Origin of the sequence: Kribbella sp. NPDC005582 (assembly GCF_040605415.1) — a bacterium.
Lineage (GTDB): Bacteria > Actinomycetota > Actinomycetes > Propionibacteriales > Kribbellaceae > Kribbella.
On the sequence record NZ_JBEXCU010000001.1, the window covers coordinates 1,761,110 to 1,785,661 of the forward strand.

At 68.2% G+C, this 24,552-nt stretch carries 23 protein-coding genes and 1 tRNA gene; 14 read left to right on the forward strand and 10 right to left on the reverse strand.

Features of this window, described 5'->3' with window-relative positions; genetic code table 11:
* The first annotated feature begins 71 nt into the window (after positions 1-71).
* Entirely contained in the window at positions 72-1,598 is a 1,527-nt protein-coding gene (locus ABZS29_RS08790) for a hypothetical protein (protein ID WP_355459910.1), read from the forward strand.
* Here ABZS29_RS08790 and dcd read toward each other — a convergent pair whose 3' ends face one another.
* Together dcd and ABZS29_RS08800 are read right to left on the reverse strand one after the other, a co-directional pair.
* Positions 1,599-2,174 (reverse strand): dCTP deaminase, encoded by a 576-nt coding sequence (dcd, locus tag ABZS29_RS08795; protein ID WP_355459911.1) that lies wholly within the window; start codon positions 2,172-2,174, stop codon positions 1,599-1,601.
* A gap of 137 nt (positions 2,175-2,311) precedes the next feature.
* Positions 2,312-2,752, reverse strand: a complete 441-nt coding sequence (locus tag ABZS29_RS08800; RefSeq protein WP_355459913.1) for a MarR family transcriptional regulator — start codon at positions 2,750-2,752, stop codon at positions 2,312-2,314.
* 337 nt (positions 2,753-3,089) lie between these two features.
* Between ABZS29_RS08800 and ABZS29_RS08805 the strand changes: the two genes are divergently transcribed.
* Together ABZS29_RS08805 and ABZS29_RS08810 are read left to right on the forward strand one after the other, a co-directional pair.
* Positions 3,090-3,163 (forward strand) — tRNA-Gly (locus ABZS29_RS08805).
* 111 nt (positions 3,164-3,274) lie between these two features.
* Positions 3,275-4,426, forward strand: a complete 1,152-nt coding sequence (locus ABZS29_RS08810) for a hypothetical protein (protein WP_355459914.1) — start codon at positions 3,275-3,277, stop codon at positions 4,424-4,426.
* Here ABZS29_RS08810 and ABZS29_RS08815 read toward each other — a convergent pair.
* Positions 4,365-4,934, reverse strand: coding sequence for a helix-turn-helix domain-containing protein (locus ABZS29_RS08815; protein ID WP_355459916.1), 570 nt, complete (start codon positions 4,932-4,934; stop codon positions 4,365-4,367). The two genes, ABZS29_RS08810 and ABZS29_RS08815, sit on opposite strands and share 62 nt — an antisense overlap.
* Positions 4,935-5,111: 177 nt before the next feature.
* On the opposite strand from ABZS29_RS08815, the gene ABZS29_RS08820 reads away from it, so the two are divergent.
* Both ABZS29_RS08820 and ABZS29_RS08825 read left to right on the forward strand, forming a co-directional pair.
* Positions 5,112-7,298 carry a hypothetical protein gene (locus tag ABZS29_RS08820; protein ID WP_355459917.1) on the forward strand — a complete coding sequence of 729 codons (2,187 nt, stop codon included), beginning with the start codon at positions 5,112-5,114 and terminating at the stop codon, positions 7,296-7,298.
* A 167-nt stretch (positions 7,299-7,465) separates the two neighbouring features.
* A complete protein-coding gene (locus ABZS29_RS08825; RefSeq protein WP_355459918.1) occupies positions 7,466-9,943 on the forward strand; it encodes a polysaccharide lyase family 8 super-sandwich domain-containing protein in 2,478 nt (825 codons plus the stop codon).
* Between the two features lie 7 nt (positions 9,944-9,950).
* On the opposite strand, the gene ABZS29_RS08830 is transcribed toward ABZS29_RS08825, so the two are convergent.
* Genes ABZS29_RS08830 through ABZS29_RS08850 form a run of 5 tightly spaced genes read right to left on the reverse strand, consistent with a single transcriptional unit; the run spans position 9,951 to position 12,818 of the window.
* Positions 9,951-10,340, reverse strand: a complete 390-nt coding sequence (locus ABZS29_RS08830) for a type II toxin-antitoxin system VapC family toxin (RefSeq protein WP_355459919.1) — start codon at positions 10,338-10,340, stop codon at positions 9,951-9,953.
* Positions 10,340-10,573, reverse strand: coding sequence for a hypothetical protein (locus ABZS29_RS08835; RefSeq protein WP_355459921.1), 234 nt, complete (start codon positions 10,571-10,573; stop codon positions 10,340-10,342). Before ABZS29_RS08835 ends, ABZS29_RS08830 begins: the two co-directional genes overlap by 1 nt.
* A 41-nt stretch (positions 10,574-10,614) precedes the next feature.
* Positions 10,615-11,094 (reverse strand): helix-turn-helix domain-containing protein, encoded by a 480-nt coding sequence (locus tag ABZS29_RS08840; protein WP_355459922.1) that lies wholly within the window; start codon positions 11,092-11,094, stop codon positions 10,615-10,617.
* Positions 11,095-11,122: 28 nt separating this feature from the next.
* On the reverse strand, positions 11,123-11,641 hold the full coding sequence (locus tag ABZS29_RS08845) for an AAA family ATPase (RefSeq protein WP_355459924.1): 519 nt from the start codon (positions 11,639-11,641) through the stop codon (positions 11,123-11,125).
* 16 nt (positions 11,642-11,657) lie between these two features.
* Positions 11,658-12,818, reverse strand: coding sequence for an anhydro-N-acetylmuramic acid kinase (locus ABZS29_RS08850; RefSeq protein WP_355459926.1), 1,161 nt, complete (start codon positions 12,816-12,818; stop codon positions 11,658-11,660).
* Positions 12,819-12,918: 100 nt separating this feature from the next.
* Between ABZS29_RS08850 and ABZS29_RS08855 the strand changes: the two genes are divergently transcribed.
* The 3 genes from ABZS29_RS08855 to ABZS29_RS08865 all read left to right on the forward strand — a co-directional run bounded on the left by ABZS29_RS08855 (position 12,919) and on the right by ABZS29_RS08865 (position 15,765).
* Positions 12,919-13,416, forward strand: a complete 498-nt coding sequence (locus ABZS29_RS08855) for a SigE family RNA polymerase sigma factor (protein ID WP_355459927.1) — start codon at positions 12,919-12,921, stop codon at positions 13,414-13,416.
* A complete protein-coding gene (locus tag ABZS29_RS08860) occupies positions 13,413-14,759 on the forward strand; it encodes a hypothetical protein (protein WP_355459929.1) in 1,347 nt (448 codons plus the stop codon). The genes ABZS29_RS08855 and ABZS29_RS08860 overlap by 4 nt, the downstream gene beginning before the upstream one ends.
* A gap of 103 nt (positions 14,760-14,862) precedes the next feature.
* The gene (locus tag ABZS29_RS08865) at positions 14,863-15,765 is read left to right on the forward strand and encodes an endo-beta-N-acetylglucosaminidase H (RefSeq protein ID WP_355459931.1); all 903 of its coding nucleotides are present in this window, start codon (positions 14,863-14,865) and stop codon (positions 15,763-15,765) included.
* On the opposite strand, the gene ABZS29_RS08870 is transcribed toward ABZS29_RS08865, so the two are convergent.
* Positions 15,753-16,274: a histidine phosphatase family protein gene (locus ABZS29_RS08870; protein ID WP_355459932.1), complete on the reverse strand. Its 522-nt coding sequence runs from the start codon at positions 16,272-16,274 to the stop codon at positions 15,753-15,755. The genes ABZS29_RS08865 and ABZS29_RS08870 overlap by 13 nt on opposite strands.
* 81 nt (positions 16,275-16,355) lie before the next feature.
* On the opposite strand from ABZS29_RS08870, the gene ABZS29_RS08875 reads away from it, so the two are divergent.
* From ABZS29_RS08875 to ABZS29_RS08900, 6 genes are all read left to right on the forward strand, one after another.
* On the forward strand, positions 16,356-18,215 hold the full coding sequence (locus ABZS29_RS08875) for an acyl-CoA dehydrogenase (protein ID WP_355459934.1): 1,860 nt from the start codon (positions 16,356-16,358) through the stop codon (positions 18,213-18,215).
* A 223-nt stretch (positions 18,216-18,438) separates the two neighbouring features.
* Complete coding sequence (locus tag ABZS29_RS08880) at positions 18,439-19,638, forward strand: hypothetical protein (protein ID WP_355459936.1); 1,200 nt, start codon at positions 18,439-18,441, stop codon at positions 19,636-19,638.
* Positions 19,635-20,291 (forward strand): hypothetical protein, encoded by a 657-nt coding sequence (locus ABZS29_RS08885; RefSeq protein WP_355459937.1) that lies wholly within the window; start codon positions 19,635-19,637, stop codon positions 20,289-20,291. Before ABZS29_RS08880 ends, ABZS29_RS08885 begins: the two co-directional genes overlap by 4 nt.
* Entirely contained in the window at positions 20,288-21,541 is a 1,254-nt protein-coding gene (locus ABZS29_RS08890; RefSeq protein ID WP_355459939.1) for a hypothetical protein, read from the forward strand. The genes ABZS29_RS08885 and ABZS29_RS08890 overlap by 4 nt, the downstream gene beginning before the upstream one ends.
* A 96-nt stretch (positions 21,542-21,637) precedes the next feature.
* Complete coding sequence (locus ABZS29_RS08895) at positions 21,638-22,402, forward strand: DUF4097 family beta strand repeat-containing protein (RefSeq protein ID WP_355459941.1); 765 nt, start codon at positions 21,638-21,640, stop codon at positions 22,400-22,402.
* A 102-nt stretch (positions 22,403-22,504) separates the two neighbouring features.
* Complete coding sequence (locus ABZS29_RS08900; RefSeq protein ID WP_355459943.1) at positions 22,505-22,750, forward strand: DUF6458 family protein; 246 nt, start codon at positions 22,505-22,507, stop codon at positions 22,748-22,750.
* A gap of 5 nt (positions 22,751-22,755) precedes the next feature.
* Here ABZS29_RS08900 and ABZS29_RS08905 read toward each other — a convergent pair whose 3' ends face one another.
* Positions 22,756-24,528, reverse strand: a complete 1,773-nt coding sequence (locus ABZS29_RS08905; protein ID WP_355459945.1) for an NHL domain-containing thioredoxin family protein — start codon at positions 24,526-24,528, stop codon at positions 22,756-22,758.
* Between the last annotated feature and the right edge of the window lie 24 nt (positions 24,529-24,552).

Consider the following 24,552-nt stretch of genomic DNA (forward strand, 5'->3'; position numbering starts at 1 on the left):
GAACAATGATCGAGCCCCAGTCACGCTGCTAGGTTTCAAGCGAACACTTCGACTTGGGGAGAAAAGCAACGATGCAGCGTCCGACGACAACCAGAGCCGTCGCCTCCGCCGCCGCCCTGCTGATCCTGGTCGCCGGTTGCGGCGGCAAGGACGACGACAAGGGCAGCGACGCACCGAAGGACGGCGGCGAGGCCACAGCCACTCCGGTGCCTCCGCCCGTCGCCTCCTTCGACCCGCCCAAGGGCCTCACCCCGGTCGCGGCGTACGGCGTACCGATCGAGAGCGGCAAGAGCGAGGACCGGACGCTCTCGGCAGGGATGGTCGGGCAGACCGCCTTGGTGGCCGGCCAGTACGGTCTCACCGGTCGCCACATCGCCGGACAGCGCGAACCGTGGACCGTGCTCTCCACCGAGAAGCCCGACACGATCAGCACCGTCGAGCACAGCGACGTGATTCCGGTCAAGCTCGACGGCAAGGACGTCGCGGTGATCGCCTACAGCCAGACCGACAAGGGCAACGGCACCCAGAAGGCCAAGGGCCAGGTCGTCATCCAGTGGCTCGACGCCGCTGACGGCAAGAAGATCGCCGAGGTGACGACGGACGTCAGCGCGAAGTTCGGTCCCGGCGCCACCACCGCGGACTTCACCGCCCAGGCGTACGACGCGGCCACCGGCCAGGTCGTCTTCGGGCTGCTGGCACAGAACCCCACTACGCGGAAGAGCACTCCGTTCACCGTCTTCGCCGACCCGAAGACCCAGCAGGCGAACCTCACCGCCGAGATCACCCCGGCCGCCGTACTGAACGGCACTGTCGTCGGCGCGAAGGGCACGAACGAGGAAGGCGCGCACGACGGCACGATCGTGGTCTTCGACGGCGTCAGCGGGAAGATCAGCAAGCAGATCCCCACCAAGATGGACTACCTGCGCCCGGCCGTGAGCGGCGGCAAGCACGCCTACCTCAACGGCAGTTCGTACGTGCCGAACTCGAAGTCGATGAAGTACACCTACGACAGCGGCCTGTACGCCGTGGACATCGCGACCGGCGCGATGGTCGGCCAGATCAAGTCCACCCTGGGCACCGAGAAGACCTACGGGTACACCTGCCTGAGCGACCAGGCCACCGCCGTCGTCTGCAGCACCGGCGAGAACCTGGGCACCGAAGAGATCATCGGGATCGACGACACCACCGGCAAGAAGGTCTGGGGCTACAACAAGAACTCGGCCAGCCGGGTCGTTCCGGTCGTCACCGGCGCCTTCCACGGCGTCGCCTACGGGACGGCACAAGAGCAGCCGGTGATGCTCGACGCGAAGACCGGCGCGGACATCCCGCAGCCGTCGAGCGGCGTGAGCACGACCCCGTCGGCGAGCGGCACCCCGACCGAAACCCCCTCCGACGACGGCAACGTCACCCCGCCGACCGGCACCCCGAGCCAGGACGTCGGCAGCATGTTCGGCTCCGACCTGTCCCAGTTCGACCCGAAGCTGGGCACACCGTCGCCGACCGCGATCACCGAGTACGGCGCGACCTACCTGCAGAACGACAAGGCCGACAACTACGACATCGACAAGATCCTGATCGCGATGAAGCCGATCGCCTGATCAGATGTCGGTGCGGTGGAAGTTCTGGTAGGAGCGAGACGGCGTCGGGCCGCGCTGTCCCTGGTAACGGGAGCCGTACTTGGCGGAACCGTAGGGGTGCGCGGCCGGCGACGACAGCCGGAAGAAGCAGAGCTGGCCGATCTTCATCCCGGGCCAGAGCTTGATCGGGAGGGTCGCGACGTTCGACAGCTCGAGCGTCACGTGCCCGGAGAAGCCGGGGTCGATGAAGCCGGCGGTGGAGTGCGTGAGCAGGCCGAGCCGCCCCAGCGAGGACTTGCCCTCGAGCCGGGCCGCGACGTCGTCGGGCAGCGTGATCAGCTCGTACGTCGAGCCCAGCACGAACTCGCCCGGGTGCAGGATGAACGGCTCGTCACCCTCCGGCTCGACCTCGCGGGTCAGGTCGGGCTGTTCCTCGGCGGGGTCGATATGCGGGTACCGGTGGTTCTCGAAGACCCGGAAGAACCGGTCCAGCCGTACGTCGACACTGGACGGCTGCACCATCGCGGCGTCGAAGGGTTCCAGCTGGACGCGCTTGGCGTCGAGCTCGGACAGGATGTCGCGGTCGGAGAGCAGCACGGATGCACGGTAGCAAGCGTGCTGCTCCTCGCCCAGTACAACGTCGCCCCGGCCGTTCGCCGCAGGCGGTGGCAGCTCGTCCGGAGCCCTCAGCTCCCCGGCGTGAGATCACCACTCCTGTGGCCCGAGGCAACGACCTAGTCGGACAGCTTGTTGAACTTCGACACCTGGGTGGCGAAGGTCTTGACCTGTGCCGGCGACCAGTCCTTGAGCAGATCCTCGATCACCTTGTGCCGCTTCTTGCGGGCCGCGGCGAGCTTGCGCTTGCCGGCCGCCGTCAGCGTCAGCAGCGTCGCCCGGGCGTCCGTCTTGTCGGCGGCACGCTTGAGCAGGCCCTCCTCCTCGAGTCGCGCACAGGCCCGGCTGACCGGTCCCTTGTCCACCTCGAGCGCGGCGACCAGGTCGGCCATCCGCACCGGAGCCAGCTCCTCGACGTGGTTGAGCAACGCATATTGCGCCGGCTCCAGATCCGGATGCGCCTCGTCGGACAGCGTCCGCTGCAGACCGCGCAGCCGCCGTGCCAACGTGACGAGCTCCTTCTCCAGGTTCTCCAGCGCGTCACTCGTGTCTGTTGCCACCGTTCACCCCTTCATCCAGTTGCCCCGCAACCATCTTGTCCGGTCCTGGCCAGGACCGCATCCTCACGTTGCGTCGAAATGTTGCCCCCGGCAACGCGTTCTAATCTGCCAGAAGATGCCGGGCCTGCCCAGTCCTTGGACGAACCCTTTGTGGAAAACTCCCCCGGAACCCCCCGCGCAAACCGATCCAGACCCCTTTTCGGTGCACTCGGCCACCTTCGGTCCCGGTTCCGCTGACCGCGCAACAACTGCCTCGATCCGCCGCGCCGGACCCACCGTGCCGCTGCCCCCACCCATCGGTTATGCTTTCTCCGCTCGCTGGAGTTGGGCGACGCGCGCGGGTGTAGTTCAATGGCAGAACATCAGCTTCCCAAGCTGACAGTGCGAGTTCGATTCTCGTCACCCGCTCCACGAGAAAACGCCAGGTCAGAGGGTAGTTCCCCGACCTGGCGTTTGTCGTCTCGGAGCGTGTTCGTCCCGCTCGTGCCCGGTACGTGCCCCCTGGCCTGGATACGGTCAGGTGTGAGTACACCCGCGAAGGTGCTGGGCGGCTGGCTTGGTGTCGGGACGCTGCTGATGGTGGCGTTGATCGAGGAGCTGCCGGCTGTTCCGGTGGTGCTCGGCGGCTGGCTGGTGGGGTGTTTCGTCGTGGGTGGCGTTGTGGTCGCGGATGCGCTGCGGCTCCGGCGGCGTGAAGACCTGGACGGTCTGCAGCGGTCGGCGAATGTGGTGAAGGTCGCCGCGGTGCCGTTCTTCTTGGTGAACTTCGTGGCGCTCGCCCGGGTGGTCCTGCACGTGGGCGCCGGTGATAGGCAGCACTTCGGTTTGCGCGGGTTTCTGACCGCGGTTCTCTTTGTGGTGCTGACCTATCTGGTGATGCTGACGACGTCGGCGTACTCGATCGGGTGTCTGGCCGTGATGCGGCAGAACGGGCAGATCGGGCCCGGGTTTTTCGGTCTGCACCTGATCCTGCAGTTCTTGTTCGTGGCGGACGTGGTCAGCGCGATTGTGGTGATCGAGGTGGCCCGGAACCGGCTCGGTACGGCGCAGCGTCCGGGTCCGCTGTCGCGGCAGCTACTGACCGGAGTCCTGCTGATCTTTTCGGTCTTCGCGACGATCTGGCTGGTCATGCTCCCGGGTTTCTACTCCGACTACCCGCTCTTCGACGCCGACTGGCACTACCGACTCGGCTTCGTCCCGTTCGTGGCGTTCCTGATCCTCGTCGTCGTACCGATCGTGCCGCTGGTCGCGTTCCGGACCGCCGTGCGGTGGTACCTGGCTGGTGATGTCGACGCGCTCCGGCGATCGAACCGCACGGTCAAGCTGACGATGATCCCGCTGTTCCTGCAGAACTTCTTCCTCTGCGCGGTCATCACCGGCGTCATTTCCTACTTCCCGCTGCGGATGATGCAGAAGCCGAGCGATGCCTGGCTGGCCGTGCCGTTCGTTTCGCTCAGCATCGTGCCCGGCATCATCGGCGCGTATCTGATGCTCCTGCCGACCTCGATCTACGGCATCACCTGCCTGGCGCTGATGCTTCGCCAGCGGCTGATCACGCCACGCTTCTGCGCGATCCACGTCGTACTGCATCTGCTCTTCGTCGCCGACATCATCAGTGCACTGGTGGTGTCTTCGAGAGATAAGAGGCGAGCAGCAGTTCCAGTTGCTCGCTGAGGAACGTCGCGAGCGAACCCCAGCCGTTGACGGCCCAGACCTGGAGAGCGCCGTTGAAGCAGACCAACGTGTGCCGAGCCAACGCCGGTACGTCGGTCTCCGCGCGAAGCTCGCCGGCTTCGACAGCGGCTCGGTAGAAGCGGGCGCAGCTGTTCACGATCGCGGCGGAGTGCGCGAGGGCGTGTTCGCGGAACTCCGGATCGGCGATGTCGAGCCGGCCGAAGCCCAGACCGTCGCCGAGCTGGGCGAAGTCGCGCAGGATCGCGAGCGGAGAGGTGTGGGCCGCTTCCGCTGTTGCGGCGGCGCGGAGGACCAGCTGGGGTGATCGGGCGGCCGAGGCGAGCAGCAGGCCGCGTTTGTTGCCGAAGCGCTGCATCAGGGTCGGAGGCGCGAGACCGACCCGGGCACTGACCGCGGCGAGGGTGAGTTTCGCCGGTCCGGCCTCGGCCAGCACCCGGCGGGTGGCGTCGAGGATCGTCTCGTCGTCGACCAGCCGCGGACGGGCCACGACCACCTCCGAGTTTACGAATGGTCGTTCACTATTGACGGGATCGTAACGCATCCGTGCGCGGTCAGTTAGGTACGTCAACGGGTGAAGTACGGGGATCCCGAGGGGCCCGCGGCCGCGCCCGCCGTCCGGTCCCCCGTCCGCGGGCCGGGCTCGTCGTACCAACGGGAGCTCTCGATGCGTTTCGCCCGCACTGCTTTGGGCCTGCTGCTGACCCTGATCGGCCTGGTCGTCGGCATCGCCGGCGCCGCCGCCGCATTCTGGCTGGTCGGCCCGGACAACACCATTTCCACCGGAGGCCGCGCGCTCAGCAGCGACGGCCTGGCCGTGGTCACCGCGCCCGACCTGCTCGACCGGCACGGCCCGACGCTGCGGGTCAGCGTCACCGGGTCCAAGCCACTGTTCGTCGGGATCGCGCAGGACCTGGACGTCGCCGACTACCTCACCGGCGCCGCCCACACCCGCGTGATCCGGTACGACGTGCCTTCGACGCTGAGCACGCAGACCATGCGCGGCTTCGAGAACAAGCTGACCCCGCCCGGTGACCTGGACTGGTGGGTGGCGAAATCAGGGGGCAGCGGCAACCAGTCGATCGCCTGGCCGATGCAGGACGGCCGCTACTCGGTCGTCGTGATGAACGCCGACGGCACCCCCGCGGTCGACGCGAAGGTCAGCTTCGGGATCGAGCTGCATCGCTCGTTCGGCATCAGCCTGCTGGTGCTCGGCGGCGGTCTCGTCGCGCTCGTGCTCGGGATCGCGCTGGCCTTCCGCCGGTCGCCGGTCCAGGACGCCGACGAGTCGGCAGCGGTCCCTGGCCCGGCAGCCACGGCCACAGCCTTGGGTACGGCGCCCGCCGCCAGCACGCCGGTCGCGGCTCGCAGTCCGTTCGCCCCGGCCGATGCAGGCAGCCCGGCGACCGCGGTCGTCGACGACGTCCCGGCGTACCGGCAGCCGGTGGCCGACGAGGCGACCGAGAAGCTCGCAGTCCTCGACCGGCCGATGCCCGTCCGAACGAAGACCACTCCCGCCCTCGTCGTCCAGCGCCAGACCGAACCGCCGGTCCGGCCCGGCGTGCAGCCGCTGCGCTCGGCCCCGATGCTCATGTCGCCCGCCGCAGTAGCCCGCGCAAAGTCCCGCGCCGCACTCCCCACGACCCCCGCACCCAGCACCTCAGTCAACACCCACACTCCGACCGCCGACCCGGCGGAGATCACCGCCACTCCCGCTGCCGAGGCCACACCCGCGCCAGTTGCCGACCGCGCCGACGCCACTCTCGCTTCGGTTGCGGAGCCGGCCGACGCCACTCCCACTCTCACGCCTCCTGCGGAGACGTTGCCGCTGGTCGAGTCGCCGGAGTTTGTGAAGAGCGACGAGGCGGTGAAGCGGACGGCGGCCCTCCTCGCCAGCGGCGCCTTGTTGCTGACGGCAACTAGCTGTGGCTTGATGCCGCCGAAGAACAACCTGGCGGTTCCGGACCGCCGGCCCGCGGTGACCGTCGCCGACGCCACCGCCGTCGTCGCGAAGTACAACGAGCTCAACAACAAGGCCAACCAGACCCGCGACAACAAGCTGGCCGCCACGATCGAAGCGGAGCCGACGCTCGCCCAGACCCTCGCCGGGTACCAAATCGGCCGCAAACTCGACGCGGCCGGCAAGGAACTCGGCAAGCCGTTCACCTTCACCGATCCGATCGTGGGCGCTCCGGAGTTCGCGGCGTACCCGATGCGGTTCGTGGTCACCACCGGCGTCTCGGGGTCAGCGGACACCCGGCAGCTCGGCGTCTGGGAGCGGCAGAGCGCGGGCGCGCCGTGGCTGCTGACGCACTCGGTCTACCCGGGCCACTCGATCGACCTGCCATCGATGGAGGGTCTGCGCACCCCGAGCCGGGCGGACGTCACGAGCCTGGCCACGCACCCCAACGCAGTCGCGCCGAGCCTCGCGGCGTACCTGAGCGGCGGGCCGAAGGCGCCCGAGGCGAAGCTGTTCACCGCCTCGCCGGGGATGACGAAGCTGCTCGAGCAGCGCGCCAAGTCCAAGGTCTCCGACGCGGCCGAGTCCTACATTGCTGCCGTCACCGACACGTTCAAGCCGAGCGGCACCCCGGTCACGTTCATCACCAAGGACGGTGAAGGTCTGGTCTTCCTAACCCTCACCGAGCAATACCTGCAGCGCGTCGAGCCGGGCTCGAACGCCTACTGGACCAGCGGCGAAGCAACCGCCTTCAGCAGCATGGTCAAGTACACCCAGACCCTGCACCAGGACTACCTGCACCAGGTCGCCCTGGTCATCCCGTCCAAGGCCACCGGCGGCCCGATCCGCATCCTCTCGATGGACGGCCAACTGGTCGGAGCCGGCGGCTCCTGAGCACCAACCGCCACGGAGGCCGGGGACGATCTTCGCCCCGACCGGCCCACTCCCCTCCCCAAACCGCTTCGGGGAGGGAAACAACCGGGCGGCAACCGCTTGCCGAAAGATAGTGGCGGCTGATTGACTCCCAGGGTGAGGTTTTTCCCATCGCCCTGGGAGTTTTTGTGCAGATCACCCGCCGCCGCTTGCTGTCGTTCGTCCCGGCCACCGCACTGCTGACCGCGGTGAATCCACCCCGCGCCACCGCGGTGGCCGAGCCGTCGCTGTTGCTCACCAACGCGATCGCGATCTACGCCGGTACGGCGGAATCGAACGCGCGCCCCGAGGTCGCCGCCAAGCTCACCGCGGTGGATGCGACCGCGCGGACCTGGTTGGCCGCGATGGATCGGGCCGGTGCCGGTGAGCTCTTCGCCGGTCTCCCGCTCGGCGCCAGCGACCCGAACCTGAGCGCGTCGTACCAGCACCTGTACGAGATCGCTCTCGCCTACCGCCGGCCTGGACCGGCCTCCGAACTGCAGGGCAGCGAGCAGGTCCGGACCCGGATCGCGGACGGCCTGCGCCGCCTGTACGACGGCTGGTACGGCGACCAGTCGAAGGGCTACTACGGCAACTGGTTCACCTGGGAGATCGGCATCTCCACGTTCGTCGCCAAGACGCTCGCCCTGATCGACGCGCCGTCGACGCTGATCGCGCCGTACGTCGCCGCGATGGACGCGTACCTCCGCAACGGGAAGAACGGCGACGTCGACCTCGACTCGCGATTCCACACCGGGGCGAACCTGGTCGACATCACCGCGAACCGCGTCCTGCAGGGCGCACTACTCGACGACGACGCTCGGATCCGGAAGGCGCTCGCGGATCAGTTCACCGTCTTCGCGACCATCGATCCGTACAACCTGCAGCACGGCGTCACCGACGGGTACTACGCCGACGGTTCGTTCGTGCAGCACGCGTCGGTCGCGTACACCGGCTCCTACGGCAAGGCCCTGCTGAGCCGGGTCGTGCAGACGATCAAGGTGCTCGCCGGTACGTCGTACGCGCAGACCGGCGAGCTGATCGGCGTCGTCCAGGGCTGGGTCGAGGACGGGTTCGCGCCGCTGATCTTCGAGGGCTGGATGATGGAGATCGTCAAGGGCCGAGCGGTTTCCCGCCCTGGCACCGGGTACGACGACGTGGCCGTGATCGTCGAGGCGGTCGTCGACCTCGCGGACTACGCGGAACCGCAGGACGCGGCCAGACTGAAGGCCTTCGCGAAGTTCACCGCGCGGCCGACGATCAACCCGAACAGCTTCGTCTCGCCGGTCAGCATCGCGCGATTCGCCGACCTGCGCGCCGACCCGGCGATCGTCCCGGCCGACCTCAACCCGCCCGCGAGCAGTACGGCGTTCAACGCGATGGACCGCACTGTGCACCGGCGACCGGGCTACGCGTTCGCGCTGGCGCGGAACTCGAACCGGATCAGCAAGTACGAGTACATGAGCGGCGAGAATCTGATGCCGTGGTTCCAGGGCGACGGGGCGCACTACCTATACCTGAGCGGCCAGGACCAAACCCGCTCGTACGGCGTCGACTACTTCACCACGGTCTCGCCGTACGGGCTGGCCGGGGTGACCGCGCCGGTCGAGACCCGCAAGACGATCCCCGAACTCTACGGCACGGCGTACTACGACCATCCGCCGGAGTTCACCGCGTCGTCGGAGGCGCAGAACACCTACGTCTACTTCCCGACCGGCACGAACACGCACTCCGGCGGCGCGACCCTCGACGCGTACGGCGCTGTCGGGTGGGTGCAGTCCGACGACTTCGCGTACGCCTCCCGCGATGAACTACCGGCCGACTTCGTGACGTACAAGAACGCGTCGGCGACCAAGTCGTGGTTCCTGCTCGACGACGAGATCGTCGTACTGGCTGCCGGTGTTCACGACGCCGACCGACCTGTCACGACCACGCTCGACACCCGCATCGCCGCTCCCGGCGAGGCCGTCACGATCACCGGCGTACGGCGAGACGGTCGCGCCTGGACCGGATCCGGCACGCCACGCTGGCTCCGCTACGCCGCCGATAACGTTGCCGTCGGCTACTACTTCCTCGCGGCCATCGAGGTCGCGACGAGCCTGCAGGACGTCACCCGCAGCCGCCGTACGATCCGCACGTCGAACCCCGACACCCCGGTCACGAAGCAGGTCTTCGCCCTGACCGCCGCCCAACCCGCCGGCACCACGCGAGCCCTCGCCTACGCCCTGGTCCCCCACGCCACCGAACGCGCGCTCCGCACCTACCAGCACGGCCGCATCGCCGTACTGGCCAACACCCCACGCCTCCAAGCGATCCACCACCAAGGCCTCCGCCTCACCGCCGCCAACACCTTCACCCCCGGCCCCCACCACCTCCCTGGCCTCACCATCGACGGCCCCGCCGCAACCCTCCTCCGTCACCACCGCAACGAAGTGACGGTCGCCGTCTCCGACCCCACCACCACCCGAGACACCATCACCCTCCACCTCAACACCCACCACCTACGCCCCGCCACCCCCACGCCCGGCATCACAGTCACCGCCACCCACACCGGCACCCGCCTCACCTTCACCACCCACCACACCCACGGCAAAACCCAAGCCATCACCCTTGTTCGAGCTTGGTGATGAGGTGTCAGGCAGGCATGTCCACGACGAGGCCAGCCGCCCGGGCAGCGTCAGCCAACCGCTTGTCATAGGTGACAAACGAGCTCAGCTCCGGCACCCGAAGCGCCGTCGCCAGATGGATCGCGTCCAGGCTGCGCACAGCGGCCGGCCGCACCGTCTGCGCCAGGATGCGAACTCCGGCGTCCAGATCGATCAAGTCGATCAGATCCAGCACCAGATGGAGGCGTCCGACGGCATTCGACGCATGCCGCGCCAGCGCACGTGACGACTCGACCTCGGCGAGGACCGAACTCACCCAGCCGGTCTCTACGCGCTCATCCAGCCAGTCACGGAGCGCCTGCGACTCGGCTTCGGCATGCGCCAGCTTCACGATGGCCGCCGAATCGAGGTAGATCATCAGCGTTCGCCCTCGCGGTCACGAGCAAGTTCAGCACCGACATCGACGCCGTCCGGATCGCCCAGCGGCATCCGCAGAACCGCGCGTCGCAGAGCCGCGGCACGCTCCTTCCTCAGCGCCGCCTCGAGGACCGCCTGCCGGACGACCGCCGAACGCGAACCGCCATCGTGGGTGAGCACGTCGAGCGCGTGTTCTGTCTCCGCATCCGTGCGGATGGTGATGGTATCTGCCATGCGTCAACTGTAAGACAAAACGTCTTACATAGCCAGGACCATCACCCTTGTTCGAGCTTGGCGATGAGGGCTTGCATGGTGGTGAGGGTGGTTTGGAGGTCTTTGCGGGGGAGGTCGGCGCTGAGGGTGTTGGCCCAGGGGATTTGGGCTACCGAGATCTGGCGGACGGCCCAGTAGCCGGCTTCGGTGCAGGCGAGGAGTTTGGCGCGGCGGTGGGCGGGGTTGTCGCGGTACTCGGCGAGGCCGCGGTCGACGAGGAGGTCGGCGATGCGCTGGACGCCTTGGCGGCTGACGCCCATGATGCGGCCGACGTCGGCGACCGAGCGGGGTTCGTCGAGGACGCCGCCGAGGACCTGCCACCAGGCGGCGGTGATGCCGCCGTGGGCGGCGAGCTCCTGGGCCACCTCGAGGAAGCGGGCGTTGAGGCGGAAGGTGGCCAGGATGACGTCGGTCAGCAGGGCGCCACCCTCGGTCTGCTTGGCAGGCTGGGGCCACTCGGCGCGCGGAGGGACAGCGGTCATAGACAACATGTTGTCATAGAACAAGAGCTCAAGCGCGGAAGCGTGTCCACAGGCTGAGGGTCTTGCCGAAGCGCTCGCCGCGGATCCAGTCCAGGATGCTGCGGGCAACGCGCTCGGGCGAGACATCACCCCGGACCGAGCGCGGCACGTACTTGCGGAGTTCGGCCGCATCCGCGATGGCCTCGTCGATCTGGTCCTGAAGCCAGCCCCGCGCGGCCAGCCGCTTGCGGCGAACAGCGTCCGGACAGTCCAGATGCAGCCACCGCCCCTCCGGCAGCTCACTGGGCAGCCCCGGCGTGAGCAGCAGGACGGAGATCCCGGATCGCCTGATCAGCTCGGTGATCCGCAACCACAGCGCGTTGTACGCCGGCCAGATCGGCGCCGCGGTCGGACTCGCGATGCTGATCCCGAGCAACCGTCCCTGGTCGTCGAGCAGCTCGTCCATGTCCATCACGACGAGATTCCCCGGATTCAACCGCACCAGCTCCGGCACGACCGTCGACTTCCCGGCCCCGGGCGCACCTGTCACCACGAACAACCTCGTCACAGCACTAGTGTGGCGCTCACTCGATCAGAAGGCTCGCCGGAGGGCGCACCTCGGCCGAGACTTGCGGCACACCAGCGAACCCCGGAGTGATCGACCCGAGCACGCTCGAGTGCTGGGCACCGGTGCAGCTCGGAACCGTCCCGCCCAACCCGTGCAGAGTCAGAAAACCCAGTACGGCGAACGCGTACGCCTCCTTCGCCGCCGAAGGCAGACCCAGCTCGTCGGTGTTCCGAACCGGCACGTCTCCGAGCTCAGCCGCCAACTGCCGCATCAGCGCCGGGTTGCGGATCCCGCCGCCGGACGCGATCACCTCGGTCCCACCATGCCGCCGTACGGCGTCCGCGACCGTGCGGGCGGTCAGCGCGGTCACCGTCGCGACCAGGTCATCAGCTGGAATCTCCGGCAGACCCTCCATCATCCGAGCCAGGTAAGCGAGGTTGAACAACTCCTTGCCAGTGCTCTTGGGTGCCGCAGCGGCGTAGTACGGCTCTGCCAGCAGCCGCTCGAGCAGTTCAGCGTGCACCTGCCCGCGTCCAGCCATCACGCCGTCGGCATCGAAGGTCAGCCGCCCAACCGTCAGCTCCGAAACCACCGCATCGATCAACGCGTTCGCCGGGCCGGTGTCGAAGGCGACGGGCTCCTCGCCGACCACGGTGATGTTCGCGATCCCACCGAGATTCAACGCGATCGGTACGCCGGAACGCCCGCGCAGCCACAGGACGTCGACGATGCTCACCAGCGGCGCGCCCTGACCACCGGCCGCGACGTCCCGCGCCCGCAGGTCCGAAACGACCGTCGCACCGGTCGCCTCGGCGATCCAGGCCGGCTGTCCGAGCTGAAGCGTGCCGCGCACGCGCCCATCGTCCACCCAGTGGAACACCGTCTGTCCGTGCGACACGATCAGATCGGCAGACCCGCCGCTGAGCTGCTCGACCGCCTGCTGCGCCACCCGGGCGAACGCCTGCCCGATCCCAGTGTCCAGCCGGCACACCTGCTCCACCGAAGTGCTTGCCGGTGGCAACAACCCGGCCAGCTCCCGGCGCAGATCGTCCGGGTACGGCTGGCTCAACATGCCGAGCGGGGTCAGCACCAGCCGGTCCCCGTCCAGGCGGAGGTCGGCCGCCGCCGCGTCGACGGCGTCGTACGACGTCCCGGACATCAAGCCGATCACTCGCATGGGCAGTCCCTCCTCCGGCGCTCCGCACACATTCTGTCTCAACCTTGCGCACCTCGCCGGTGTCATTGTCGGTACAGACCAGATGATGGGGAGGCGACGGGTGACTCGGGGCGACGACTTCGACGAATTCGTCCGCGGCAGCGCGACCAGGCTGCTGCGGACCGCCGTACTGCTCACCGGGGACCGGGCCGCGGCCGAGGACCTGGTGCAGGAGATGTTCGAGCGGGTCTACGTGAAGTGGCGACGGATCCACGGATCCCCGGAACCGTACGCCCGCAAGACGCTGGCCAACCTGTCCGCGAACAGGTGGCGCAGCAAGAGCCGCAAACCCGAGGTGGCGCTCACCGACCACCATGACGCCGGAGCTCCGGACGGATCGGACGAGTACGCCGTTCGGGACGGACTGCTCAGCGCACTGCAGGAGCTCCCGCCGCGTCAGCGTGCGGTGATCGTCCTGCGGTTCTACGAGGACCTGACCGAGGCGCAGACGGCGGAAGCGCTGAGCTGCTCGATCGGCACCGTGAAGAGCCAGACCTCCCGCGGTCTCGACCGCCTCCGCCTGATCACTGAGCCCGCACTCCTGGAAGGACTGCGATGACCGAGACCGAACTCAAGAACCGGCTGACGGCCAGCGTCGACGAGATCGAGGCAAGGCCCGACGTCCTCGACCGCGTCCGCGCCGGAGGCGCCCGTCGCCTGCGTCGGCGGCGGCTGACCACGTTGGCGGCCAGCACGCTGGCCGTGATCGCGGTCGGCGGCGCCCTCCTCACCGGACCGGGGCTCTACCAGTCGATCACCGAGCCGCCGGTGGCCGGCGTACCGGTGCAGAACGATCCGTACGGCTTCCTGATGAAGGGGCACCCGCGCGGCGATCTGGCCGGCGACCAGGACTACCTCGACCAGGCGCTCCTGGCCTGGCAGAAGTCGCACCGGGACTCGATCAACCGCGAGCGCGGCATCTTCGATCGCCTGCAGGGCCAGCCGCAGGTCTTCTGGGCCGGCAAGACCCCGGCCGGGCGGGTCGCGATCATCGGCCAGTACGCCGATCTCCGCCATCACGACAACATCCAGCTCGACCGGCAGGGCGTGCACACGCTGGTCGGCTTCGTCGCCGACGGCGCGGACGGCAAGCCCGCTGTCGTCGCGGACAGCTACCCGGCACCGGGCGTCGGTCTGACCACCGGCTTCGTCGTCAAGGACACGCTGGTCGTACTCGACACCGGCAAAAAGCTCGGTTGGTCGCCGGCCCGGCAGTACAACGACGACGGCAGCAGCGGGCGCAAGTACACGTCCGTGCGGTTCAAGGACGGTGTCGGGATCGTCAAGCTGCCGCAGGGCGCCGACCCGAAGCGGCTCGCGTTGGACACGCTGCCGGCGACGGGTCCGGCCGACCAGTTGATCGCCAACGCGGCCGTGAACTTGCAGAACGGCATGATGCCGGAGTTCCGCCTCTGGCCGAATGTCCAAGGCGATGGACTCTGGCCGATGTCGCCGGGTGCCGACCGGCTCGCGGAAGGCGCCCGGGAGACGTTCGGCACCACGGTCGGCAGCGTCTCCGATCCGGCGTCTTACATGGCCGCCGCTTCGCTCTGGATCGGGTACGGCGTCACCGCCGACGGCAGTGCGGTGTACCTCGGTGAGCACCAGCTCGACACCGACCCGACCCACGTGTACGCCGTACTGAAGCCGAAGACCGGCAAAGCCCGGCTGATCGCGGGCGGCGAACCGGCGCGCAACACTGCCCTGCCGGTGCAGATCAAGCTGCCGGGCAACCAGGGCTGGGCGGTCGCCGCCGAGGGCGCGACGCTCTCCTACCGGTACGGCGACGGTGAGTGGAGCGCGACCTCGGACAACGCGCTCCTGATTCCGTACGGCGCGGACGTCGAGGTCCAGGTCGAGCGCCCGGAGCGGACTGAGATCGTCGCGATCACTCCGCGGTGATCCCTTGACACTGGGTTTGGGCCCGATCGATGATCAGTCCGCTATACCGGTTTAGTTCGTCGGTGTAGCGGACCGCCCACCCTTGTGACGAGGAGTCGCCCGAATGAGTGAGCTCATCCGCCGAAGGACCCTTCTGACCGCTGTCGCCGCCGGCACCGCCGTGGCCGCGACCGGCACCGCCGCGTCCGCCCAGGCGTGCCAGGCCGCGGTGAAGAAGCCGACCACGGTCGCGTACATCGAGGTCAACGACCACAGCATGCTCAGCGCCGGCAAGTACACCCTGGCGAACGACGGCCGGCCGGTGATCGACATCGCGGTGATCTTCGCCGCGAACATCAACTACGACACGGCCACCCAGAAGGCGTACCTGTTCTTCAACCCGCAGGTGACGAACGTGCTGAACAACGTCGCCACCCAGGTGCGGCCGCTGCAGCAGAAGGGCATCAAGGTCCTGCTCTCGATCCTCGGCAACCACCAGGGCGCCGGCTTCGCGAACTTCCCGAACCAGGCCGCTGCCGCGGACTTCGCCCAGCAACTCGCCGACGCCGTCACCCGCTACGGCCTCGACGGCATCGACTTCGACGACGAGTACGTCGAGTACGGCAACAACGGCACTGGCCAGCCGAACGACTACTCGTTCGTCTACCTGGTGCAGGCTCTGCGTCAGAAGCTCCCGAACAAGATCATCTCGCTCTACGACATCGGCCCCGCGTCGACCAAGCTGGAATACGGCGGCGTGAACCTCGCCAACGTCTTCGACTACGCCTGGCAGCCGTACTACGGCAGCTACTCGGCCAACCCAGCGTTTGCCAAGTCGAAGTACTCGCCGGCCGCCGTCAGCTACACCGCCACCAGCCAGTCCACAGCGGCCGACTTCGCCCGACGCACGGTGGCCGACGGCTACGGCGTCTTCCTCACCTACAACCTCACCGAGGCGAACACCGCGACGTACATGTCCGCCTTCACTCAGAAGCTCTACGGCAAGAAGACCGTCTATACGCCGTAGTCCCAGCCGGGTTGCCAGTTGAACGGCGCGTCGACGAGCTCGGCCATCGGCGCGCCGCCTCCCACCAGATGGTCCAACGCCCACCGATTCGCCGAATGGGCGACCACCAGCACCACGCGCCCGTCGTACCAGCGCTTGACGTCGTCGAGAAACGACCGCGTCAACTCCACGACGTCCGCGTAGCTCTGCCCGCCGGGGTACGGCGTATCGACGTACCTGGATTTCCGGCCGCGCTCGCTGACCGGAGCCCCGTTCAGCTCGCCGTAGTTGCACTCACGCAACCGCCAGTCCTGCAGATGCGGGACGGTCAGCCCCGACAGCTCGACAGTCTGTACGGCGCGCCGCAGGTCCGAGCTGAACACCACATCGACTCCGCGCCGCCGCTCCCCCAGCTCCACCGACTCCTGGCGCCCGCGCTCTGACAACTCCCCGGGCAGCCACCCCGTGGAGATCCCGTTCTCATTGTCGAGGGTGGTCGAGTGCGTCTCGTAGATCAGCTTTGTGGTCACGTGAACACTCAAGCCGCTTTCCCTTCGTTACTGCCCGGTATATACTCAAGTTACCGACGAGTAAATGTCAAAGGGGAACCTGTGAGCCACTACAAGTCGAATCTGCGGGACATCGAGTTCAATCTGCTCGAGGTTCTCTGCCGGGGCGAGGTGCTCGGGCAGGGACCGTACGCCGACATGGACGTCGACACGGCGCGTGAGGTGCTGAGCGAGATCGACCGGCTGGCGAAGAACGAGATCGCCGAGTCGTTCGAGGACGCCGACCGCAACCCGCCGGTCTTCGACCCGGAGACGCACGAGGTGCGGATGCCGGAGTCGTTCAAGAAGAGCTACCAGGCGTACATGGACGCGGAGTGGTTCAAGCTGGAGCTGCCGGCCGAGCTGGGCGGTCAGCCGACCCCGCCGTCGCTGCGCTGGGCCGCGGCCGAGATGATCCTCGGCGCCAACCCGGCCGTGCACATCTACGCCGCCGGGCCGAACTTCGCCCACGTGCTGTGGCGTAACGGCATCGACCGGGACAAGAAGATCGCCCAGCACATGATCCAGCGCGGCTGGGGCGCCACCATGGTGCTGACCGAGCCGGACGCCGGCTCCGACGTCGGCGCCGGGCGCGCGAAGGCCACCCTGCAGGACGACGGCAGCTGGCACATCGAGGGCGTCAAGCGGTTCATCACGTCGGGCGAGCACGACATGTCCGAGAACATCGTCCACCTGGTGCTGGCCCGCCCGCAGGGCATCGAGGGCGTCGGCGGTCCGGGGACGAAGGGGCTCAGCCTGTTCGTCGTCCCGAAGCACCACTTCGACCTGGAGACCGGCGAGCTGACCGGTGAGCGCAACGGCGCCTTCGTCACGAACGTCGAGAAGAAGATGGGCATCAAGGTCTCCACGACCTGCGAGCTCACCTTCGGCGACGGCGTACCGGCCAAGGGCTGGCTGCTCGGCGAGGTGCACGACGGCATCGCGCAGATGTTCCAGGTGATCGAGTACGCGCGGATGATGGTCGGCACGAAGGCCATCGCGACGCTGTCCTCGGGTTACCTCAACGCGCTCGAGTACGCCAAGACCCGGGTCCAGGGCGCCGATCTGACCAACCCGGCCAAGGACGCACCCCGGGTCACGATCACCCATCACCCCGACGTACGGCGCTCCTTGCTGACCCAGAAGGCCTATTCGGAGGCGCTCCGGGCGCTGGTGCTGTTCACGGCGACGTACCAGGACCGGGCCGAGCAGGCCCGGTACTCCGGCGCCGAGGACCCGATCGCGGAGAGCGTGAACGACCTGCTGCTGCCGCTGGTCAAGGGCTACGGCTCGGAGAAGTCGTGGACGCTGCTCGGCACCGAGTCGCTGCAGACCTTCGGCGGCTCCGGCTTCCTGCAGGACTACCCGATCGAGCAGTACGTCCGCGACGCCAAGATCGACACCCTCTACGAGGGCACCACGGCGATCCAGGGTCAGGACCTGTTCTTCCGCAAGATCATCAAGGACCAGGGCAAGGCGCTGGGCCACCTGGCCGAGCAGATCCAGGCCTTCGTCGCCTCCGAGGCCGGCAACGGTCGCCTGAAGGAGGAGCGCGGGCTGCTGGCGAAGGGCCTCGAGGACACCCAGAAGCTGCTCGGCATCATGGGCCAGGCGCTGATGGCGAGCAACCCGCAGGCCGAAAACGGCGACCCGCGGAACGTCTACAAGGTCGCGCTGAACACCTCGCGGCTGCTGTTCGTCCTGGGTGACGTGGTCTGCTCGTGGCTGATGCTGCGCCAGGCCGAGGTCGCTCTCGAGCGGCTGGGCGGCGAGCTGACGCCGGCCGACCAGGACTTCTACAGCGGCAAGGTCGCGGCGGCGCAGTGGTTCGTCCGCTCGACGATGCCGACGGTCCGGGCCGAGCGGATCAAGGCCGAGCTGACCGATCTCGACATCATGGATCTCCCCGAGTCCGCGTTCTGATTCCTGCCGCGTCAAGGGGCAGCGCTCGCTGCCCCTAGATGCCCCGCGATCTGCCCTTCCCGTGAAGCGGTTCCGTGTAGCAGCGTTTCTGCCCGTGGAAACACCGCGCCCCTGGCCTGGCCTCCCCTGTCCGGGCCAGGGTCGCGTCACTTTCGGGAACCGGTAGGGGCGCGACCGCGTCCGTGTGAACGTGTCCAGAACCGGTCGTCGTACGCTGTCGGCGATGTCCGTCCGCCGCACCACCGCCGCCGCCCTGCTCGCCGTACTGGCGTTCCTGCCTGCTGTCCCGGCCCGCGCGGCGACCCCGGAAGTACCTGACCAGATCGTCGCTGCCTGGTCGAAGGACCGTGTGTACGTCGACGAGCGGCTCCGCCCCGCGATGCCGGAGGTCGAACTGACCCGGATCCGCGCTGCGGCGAAGGCGGCCGACTTCCCGGTGTACATCGCGCTGGTGCCGGAGACGCCGTACCTGCGGGAAACGCTCTACGACATGCCGACGCTGCTCCAGGCGCGCACCGGACAACCCGGGCTGTACATCGTCGAGGTCGTGAGCAGCTACTGGCGTGGAGTCGAGGAGCTGTACCGGCCCGGCGGGCTCCGCGGCCGGACACTGACCAGCGTCAGAGGCGACGACAAGCAACGCTTCGACCTCGACACCGACCGCCCGGCGCCCGACGTCATCCGGACCATCCAGCAGGCCCAGACGGCGTACGACGGTCGCCCGCTGCCGCCGGTCGCGGCCGAGGACCTGGAGCCGGCGCGGCCGGGCCACGGGAAGTCGGCCACCCTCGAGGAGGATCGGGTCACGTTCGTCGGGCTCGGGACCGGCGGGCTGCTCGGCTTCCTGCTGACACTCCTGCTCGCTCTCCACCGCAAGCGCCTCCGCCGCCCGCTCGCGACGCAGGCGGCCGGACAGCGACCGAACGTCTACACCACGGAGATCCGGCGACAGGCCGACTCGATGATCAAGCGGGCCAGTCAGGCCGTCAAACGCATCGAGAGCAAGCCACAGCCGACCCTGGAGCAACTTGACCGGCGCGACGACGCCAATCGTCGTCTCGCTGCCGCACGCAAACTTCGCGCGGGCGATCCGGACGATCTGCTCGCCGTGGCCGGTGCGCTGGTGCTGGCACGGCAGGCCGAGCGGGGCGCGACTGGCGCCCCGGTTCAGCCGCCCTGCTTCTTCAACCCGATCCACAAGTCCGGGACCCAGCAGGTCGACTGGGACGGCGTCGAGGTACCGGCGTGCAGACTGTGCGAGGCGCGAATCGCCAAGGACGAGACACCGCGCGGCCTGTTCGTGAAGTCGGTGCCGTACTGGACGCTGGACCCCGAGAAGAGCCCGCTGGTCGCGACCGGCTTCGGCGCTTTGTCCGACGACCTTCCCGAGCGGATCATCGCGCGAGCGGAGGACCGTCGATGAGACGGCTCATGATGTTGCTTGCGGCGACCATCGCTGTGCTGGCGGTCCCCCTGGCGGCGTCCGCCGCGGTTCCGGCCGACCCGCGGATCACCGCGGCGGTGCGGGCCTGGGCGACCGAGCCCTTGTACGTCGACCCCGACTTCGCGGCGATCGCGGACGAGGAGCCGATGCTGGCGGCGATCCGGGCGGCGAAGGTGCCGACGTTCGTCGCGGTCGTGCCGACCGGTGACTGGTTCCAGGAGAAGGGTGACGCCGACTTGCTGGCCGGCTGGCTCGCCACCGCGAACAACAAGCCCGGCCTCTACATCGTGATGGACGGTTCGACGATGGACGCCGTGGAGCACCAGCTCGCGGCCTCCGCGGTCGGGAACACCTGGGCACGGGACTCGAATCAGCCGCTGAGCGATCAGCTGAGCAACTACCTGGCCAAGGTGCGGGTCGGTGATGACTACCCGGCCGAGCCCGCGCGGACCACGCCGTACCAGCCGGCGGCGCCGCGGCCGGCAGCGGCGCCGGAACGGGTCGGTGTGGGCAAGGCGATCGGGGTCGGGGTGGCCGGCGGACTGGTGGGGCTGATCGGCGGCGGACTACTCGCCGGAGTGGTCTTGGCGGTGGCAGCGATCGTCAGCAGCGGACGTGGAGGGAAGTCATGAAGGCCCTGAGAGTGCTGTCGATGCTGGGCGCGGTGACGATGCTGCTGGTGATGGCCGTCGTACCGGCGTGGGCGCAGACACCTGCCGAGCGGGCGCGGGAGATCGCGACCGCGCTCCAGAAGGATCCGCTGTACATCGATCCCGTGTATGCCTCGGCCGTACCGCAGAACCTGCGCGCGGGCGTGGCGGCGAAAGCTACGGCGCTTGGATTTCCGGTGTACTCGATCGTGCTGCCGCTGACCCCGGGCGATGTGTTCCAGGGCAAGGAGCAGAACGTGATCACGCTGGTGACCGACGCACTACGCAGGCCCGGGCTGTACGTCGTCGTGAACGGCGGCTCGCGCTTCCCGTGGGCCGAGGTGCACGAGCTGCCGCAGGTCGACGACGAGAAGGTGCGCGCGGCCCGGAAGCGGGCGCTCGACGACACCGAGTACGACGCGGGGCCGACGCAGGTACTGGCCCGGATGTACGAGGTGCTGGCGGATCCGTCGTTGAAGGCGCCTGAGAAGCCCAAGCCTTCGAGCGGCCGGTACAGCGATGGAGACGACTCGTCGTCAGGGACGGTCGCCACGATCGTCGTGGCGGGGATCGTGGCACTCGTCGTACTGGGGCTGGTGATCGGTCTGGTTCGGCGCGGTGGTGGTCGGGCTTCTGCTGGTGCTGGTGCTGGTCGGACGCGGGGCGAGAAGACGTTCAGCATTCCGCCGCATGTGGCCGCGACCGTGGCTGCGGAGCGGCGCCGGCGATTGACGCGCGAGACCTCACAGGAGCTGACCACTCTGGGCTCTGAATTGGCTGCTCTGCCGGATGCCCATGGGCTCGGTCTGCGGCATCAGCAGGCCGCACTCGACGCGCACCACGCGGCCGGCAAGGTGCTGGACTCGTCCGAGGATCTGGTCGATGTCGTGGGCGCCATGGTGCTGCTGGACAAGGCCCGGCGCGAGTACGACGCTGCGGTTGCGGTGGCGGCCGATCGGCCCGTGGCCGACGTACCGGAGTTGTGTGCGTTCAATCCGCTGCACGGACGCGCCTCTGGTGCGCCGACGCAGGTCGAGTCGGACGGTACGACGGTCACGCTGCCGCTCTGCGCGGAGTGCCGGCGGGCGCTCAAACGCGGTACGGCGCCGGCATCGCTTCCTGGGGACGACGGGCCGTACTGGCACGGGACCGACCTGTGGGCGCGGACCTTCTTCGGTGCGCTCGGCGAGGATCTCGTCGGCGCGGTTGCTCGGGGTGAGTACCGCAGCTGATCCGGGGGTCCGCCAGGGGTGATCCGGGGGTTCTGCCGGATCCTCCGTCCGCCACTGCCGCCGTACGGTCGAGGCTGACACGCTGGGAGGCGGACGATGGAGAGCAGGCAGCTGGGGGTCGCGGTGCTGGTGATTGCAGCCGGCATCGGGTTGTGGCAGTTCGGGGACAAGGACGGCGACGACGACCATCGGATCGACGCCAAGATCGACACGGTCAGGCTTGCGGCCGACAACGCCGACATCACCATCAAGGTCTCCGACGACGACACGACGACCGTGAAGGAGAAGCGCCACTACTGGTTCTTCAGCCACGGTGACGCGTACTCCGTCGACGGCAGCACGCTGAAGCTCGACGGCGACTGCGGCTGGAACTGCAGCGCTGACTACGAGGTGACGGTCCCGCGCGGTACCAAGGTGGTCGGCGAGAACGGCAGCGGCGACCTCGCGCTGACCGGCGTCGCCGGGGTCGACGCCGACTCGCGATCCGGCGAGGTGCAGCTCACCGACGTCGAAGGTGACGTGAAGCTCGACCTCACCTCCGGCGACGTGTCGATCCGCGATCTGGCCGGCCGGCTGTCGATCAAGGCCAACTCCGGTGACATCGAGGCCCGGGGTCTCCGCGGTGGTTCGGTCGAGGTCGAGACGTCATCCGGTGACATCGACCTGGACCTGACCGAGGCGAACGACGTACGGGTCAAGGGCACCAGCGGCGACGTGGAGATCAGCGCGCCGGGCGGCTACCGGGTCCAGACCGACACCCGCTCCGGGGATGTCGAGAACGGCCTGGGCAACGACAGCGCCGGCAGCCACAGCATCACGGCCACGACCGTCAGCGGCGACATCGACCTCAAGCGCCACTGACGGTTTGCCGTGGGGTACTGATCGGTCACGGGGAACTGATGGATTACGTCGCGGCTACGGAGTAGCGTCTTCGATGAGGCGGTACTTCACTAGGAGGCTCGGATGAGCATCGGTGTGGGGATTTTCCTGATGGTGGTCGGCGCGGTGTTCGCGTTCGCCGTCCGAGACAGTTGGGACGCGGTCAATCTGCAGGTCGTCGGCTACATCCTGCTGCTCGCAGGCGCGGCCGGGATCGTGCTCTCGTTCTACATCACCAACCGGCGGCGCCGGGTGCCGACGGACGCCATCGACCCGGCGGTCGAGGAGGAGTACCGCGTCGTCGAGGAGCACCGCGACATCCGCGAGTAGTCCGCTCAGCCGCCCGACAGCACCAGTTGTAACCGTGCCGGTCCGTCGGCAGTGACGCGGACCGGCACACCCCAGTCCTGCCGATGCATGTGGCAGGCGGGGAACTCGACCGCGTCCGAGTCGTCACACGACGCGGCCTGCACCGCGACATGCAGTACGCCGTCGCCGACGCGCTCGTCGATGACCAGCTTTCGGGTGAGATCCGTCGAGTCGCCCGCGCCGTCGGTGAGCAACGTGTCCGGCGTCGAAGAGACCAGCAGCCGGGTCGACGGGCCATAGCGATTGTCGAGCTTCTGCCCGGGCGGCGGCGTGAACACGACCTCGAGTGTCACCTCGCCGGCCGCGATCTCCATCGGCGGCCGTTGCGTCCGCGTGCTGAACTCGTCGGCCTTCGCCGATGCCCCCAAGGGGATCCGGGTGAGGCGATGGGCCGCCGACTCGACGACGAGCAATTCGTTGCCTATGACAACAGCACCGCTCGGTTCGGCGAGGTCGGTCGCCATGGTCTCAACGATTTCGGTGCGCGGATCATAGCGGCGTACGGCGCCGTTGTAGGTGTCGGCGATCGCGATCGAACCGTCCGGAAGCACGGTCACGCCAAGCGGATGCTGCAGCAACGCCTCACTCGCCTTGCCGTCCCGAAGCCCGAAGTCGAACAGTCCGGTCCCGACGGCGGTGTGCACCTCGGTGTCGATCCAGCGCAGCGCCGAGATCTCCGAGTCCGCGAGCCACAACCGATCGCCGTCAGCCGCCAGGCCACTCGTCTGCGCGAACCATGCCTCGCGCGGGTCGCCGTCCTTGAGACCTTCGTTCGTCGTACCGGCGGCGATCTCAGTGACCTTCGTCAGCGGGTCGAACGTCCACAACTGGTGGACGCCGGCCATCGCGATCCACACCTTGTCCTGCCACCACGCGACATCCCACGGCGAACTCAGTACGTCGGTGCTGTCGCCGTCCATCCACTGCTTGCCGGTGCCGACGAGGGTGGTGACCGCGCCGGTGGCCAGGTCGATCCCGCGGAGTGCGTGGTTGACGGTGTCGGCCACCACGACGTCGTACCCGACCTGTTGGGCGATCTCGCCAGGTAGTTGGGTCAGCCCGTTCGGCTCCGAGAAGCTGGGCTCGGCGCCGTCGGCGAAACCGCGCTTGCCGGTGCCAATTCGTCGTACCAGGGTCTCTGCGTCCGGTGCGAGCTCCGCGACGCTGTGGTTCCCCGCATCCGCGACGAGCAAGTTGCCGTTGTCCAAGGCAATCACCTTCGCCGGGAACCGCAACTCCGACGACTCCGGCTCGGGCGCGACGTACGGCGACTTGCCGCGCGTCAACGTCCCCTTCGCCTCGTGCTCGGCGATCAACTCCGCCAGCAACGCATCCAACGCATGCGCATGCCCCTCACCGGAGTACTGCGCCACGATGTACCCGTTCGGGTCCACCAGCACCAACGTCGGCCAAGCCCGCGCCGTGTAGTTCTGCCACGTCACCAGCTCCGGATCATCCAGCACCGGATGCCCCACCTCGTACCGCGCCACCGCCGCCTTCACCGCGGCTTCTTCCCCCTCATGCGCGAACTTCGGCGAATGCACGCCCACGATCACGAGCGCATCGCCGTACTTGTCCTCCAACGGCCGCAACTCGTCCAGCACATGCAAACAGTTCACACAACAAAACGTCCAGAAGTCGAGCAGCAAGAACCGCCCCCGGAAGTCAGCCAAAGCCAACTCCCGCCCACCCGTATTAAGCCACCCACGACCCTTGAGCTCCGGCGCACGCACATGCATGCCCCCAGTATCGCTCGGCACGCC

Excerpts from the sequence above, each read along its gene's own strand:
- ABZS29_RS08840 (WP_355459922.1), bottom strand. The coding sequence starts at position 11,094 with ATGACCGCTGTCCCTCCGCGCGCCGAGTGGCCCCAGCCTGCCAAGCAG.
- ABZS29_RS08880 (WP_355459936.1), top strand. The coding sequence starts at position 18,439 with ATGTCCGTCCGCCGCACCACCGCCGCCGCCCTGCTCGCCGTACTGGCG.
- ABZS29_RS08890 (WP_355459939.1), top strand. The coding sequence starts at position 20,288 with ATGAAGGCCCTGAGAGTGCTGTCGATGCTGGGCGCGGTGACGATGCTG.
- ABZS29_RS08820 (WP_355459917.1), top strand. The coding sequence starts at position 5,112 with ATGCGTTTCGCCCGCACTGCTTTGGGCCTGCTGCTGACCCTGATCGGC.
- ABZS29_RS08905 (WP_355459945.1), bottom strand. The coding sequence starts at position 24,528 with ATGCATGTGCGTGCGCCGGAGCTCAAGGGTCGTGGGTGGCTTAATACG.
- ABZS29_RS08900 (WP_355459943.1), top strand. The coding sequence starts at position 22,505 with ATGAGCATCGGTGTGGGGATTTTCCTGATGGTGGTCGGCGCGGTGTTC.
- ABZS29_RS08895 (WP_355459941.1), top strand. The coding sequence starts at position 21,638 with ATGGAGAGCAGGCAGCTGGGGGTCGCGGTGCTGGTGATTGCAGCCGGC.
- ABZS29_RS08865 (WP_355459931.1), top strand. The coding sequence starts at position 14,863 with ATGAGTGAGCTCATCCGCCGAAGGACCCTTCTGACCGCTGTCGCCGCC.
- ABZS29_RS08830 (WP_355459919.1), bottom strand. The coding sequence starts at position 10,340 with ATGATCTACCTCGATTCGGCGGCCATCGTGAAGCTGGCGCATGCCGAA.
- ABZS29_RS08835 (WP_355459921.1), bottom strand. The coding sequence starts at position 10,573 with ATGGCAGATACCATCACCATCCGCACGGATGCGGAGACAGAACACGCG.
- ABZS29_RS08850 (WP_355459926.1), bottom strand. The coding sequence starts at position 12,818 with ATGCGAGTGATCGGCTTGATGTCCGGGACGTCGTACGACGCCGTCGAC.
- ABZS29_RS08860 (WP_355459929.1), top strand. The coding sequence starts at position 13,413 with ATGACCGAGACCGAACTCAAGAACCGGCTGACGGCCAGCGTCGACGAG.
- ABZS29_RS08790 (WP_355459910.1), top strand. The coding sequence starts at position 72 with ATGCAGCGTCCGACGACAACCAGAGCCGTCGCCTCCGCCGCCGCCCTG.
- ABZS29_RS08885 (WP_355459937.1), top strand. The coding sequence starts at position 19,635 with ATGAGACGGCTCATGATGTTGCTTGCGGCGACCATCGCTGTGCTGGCG.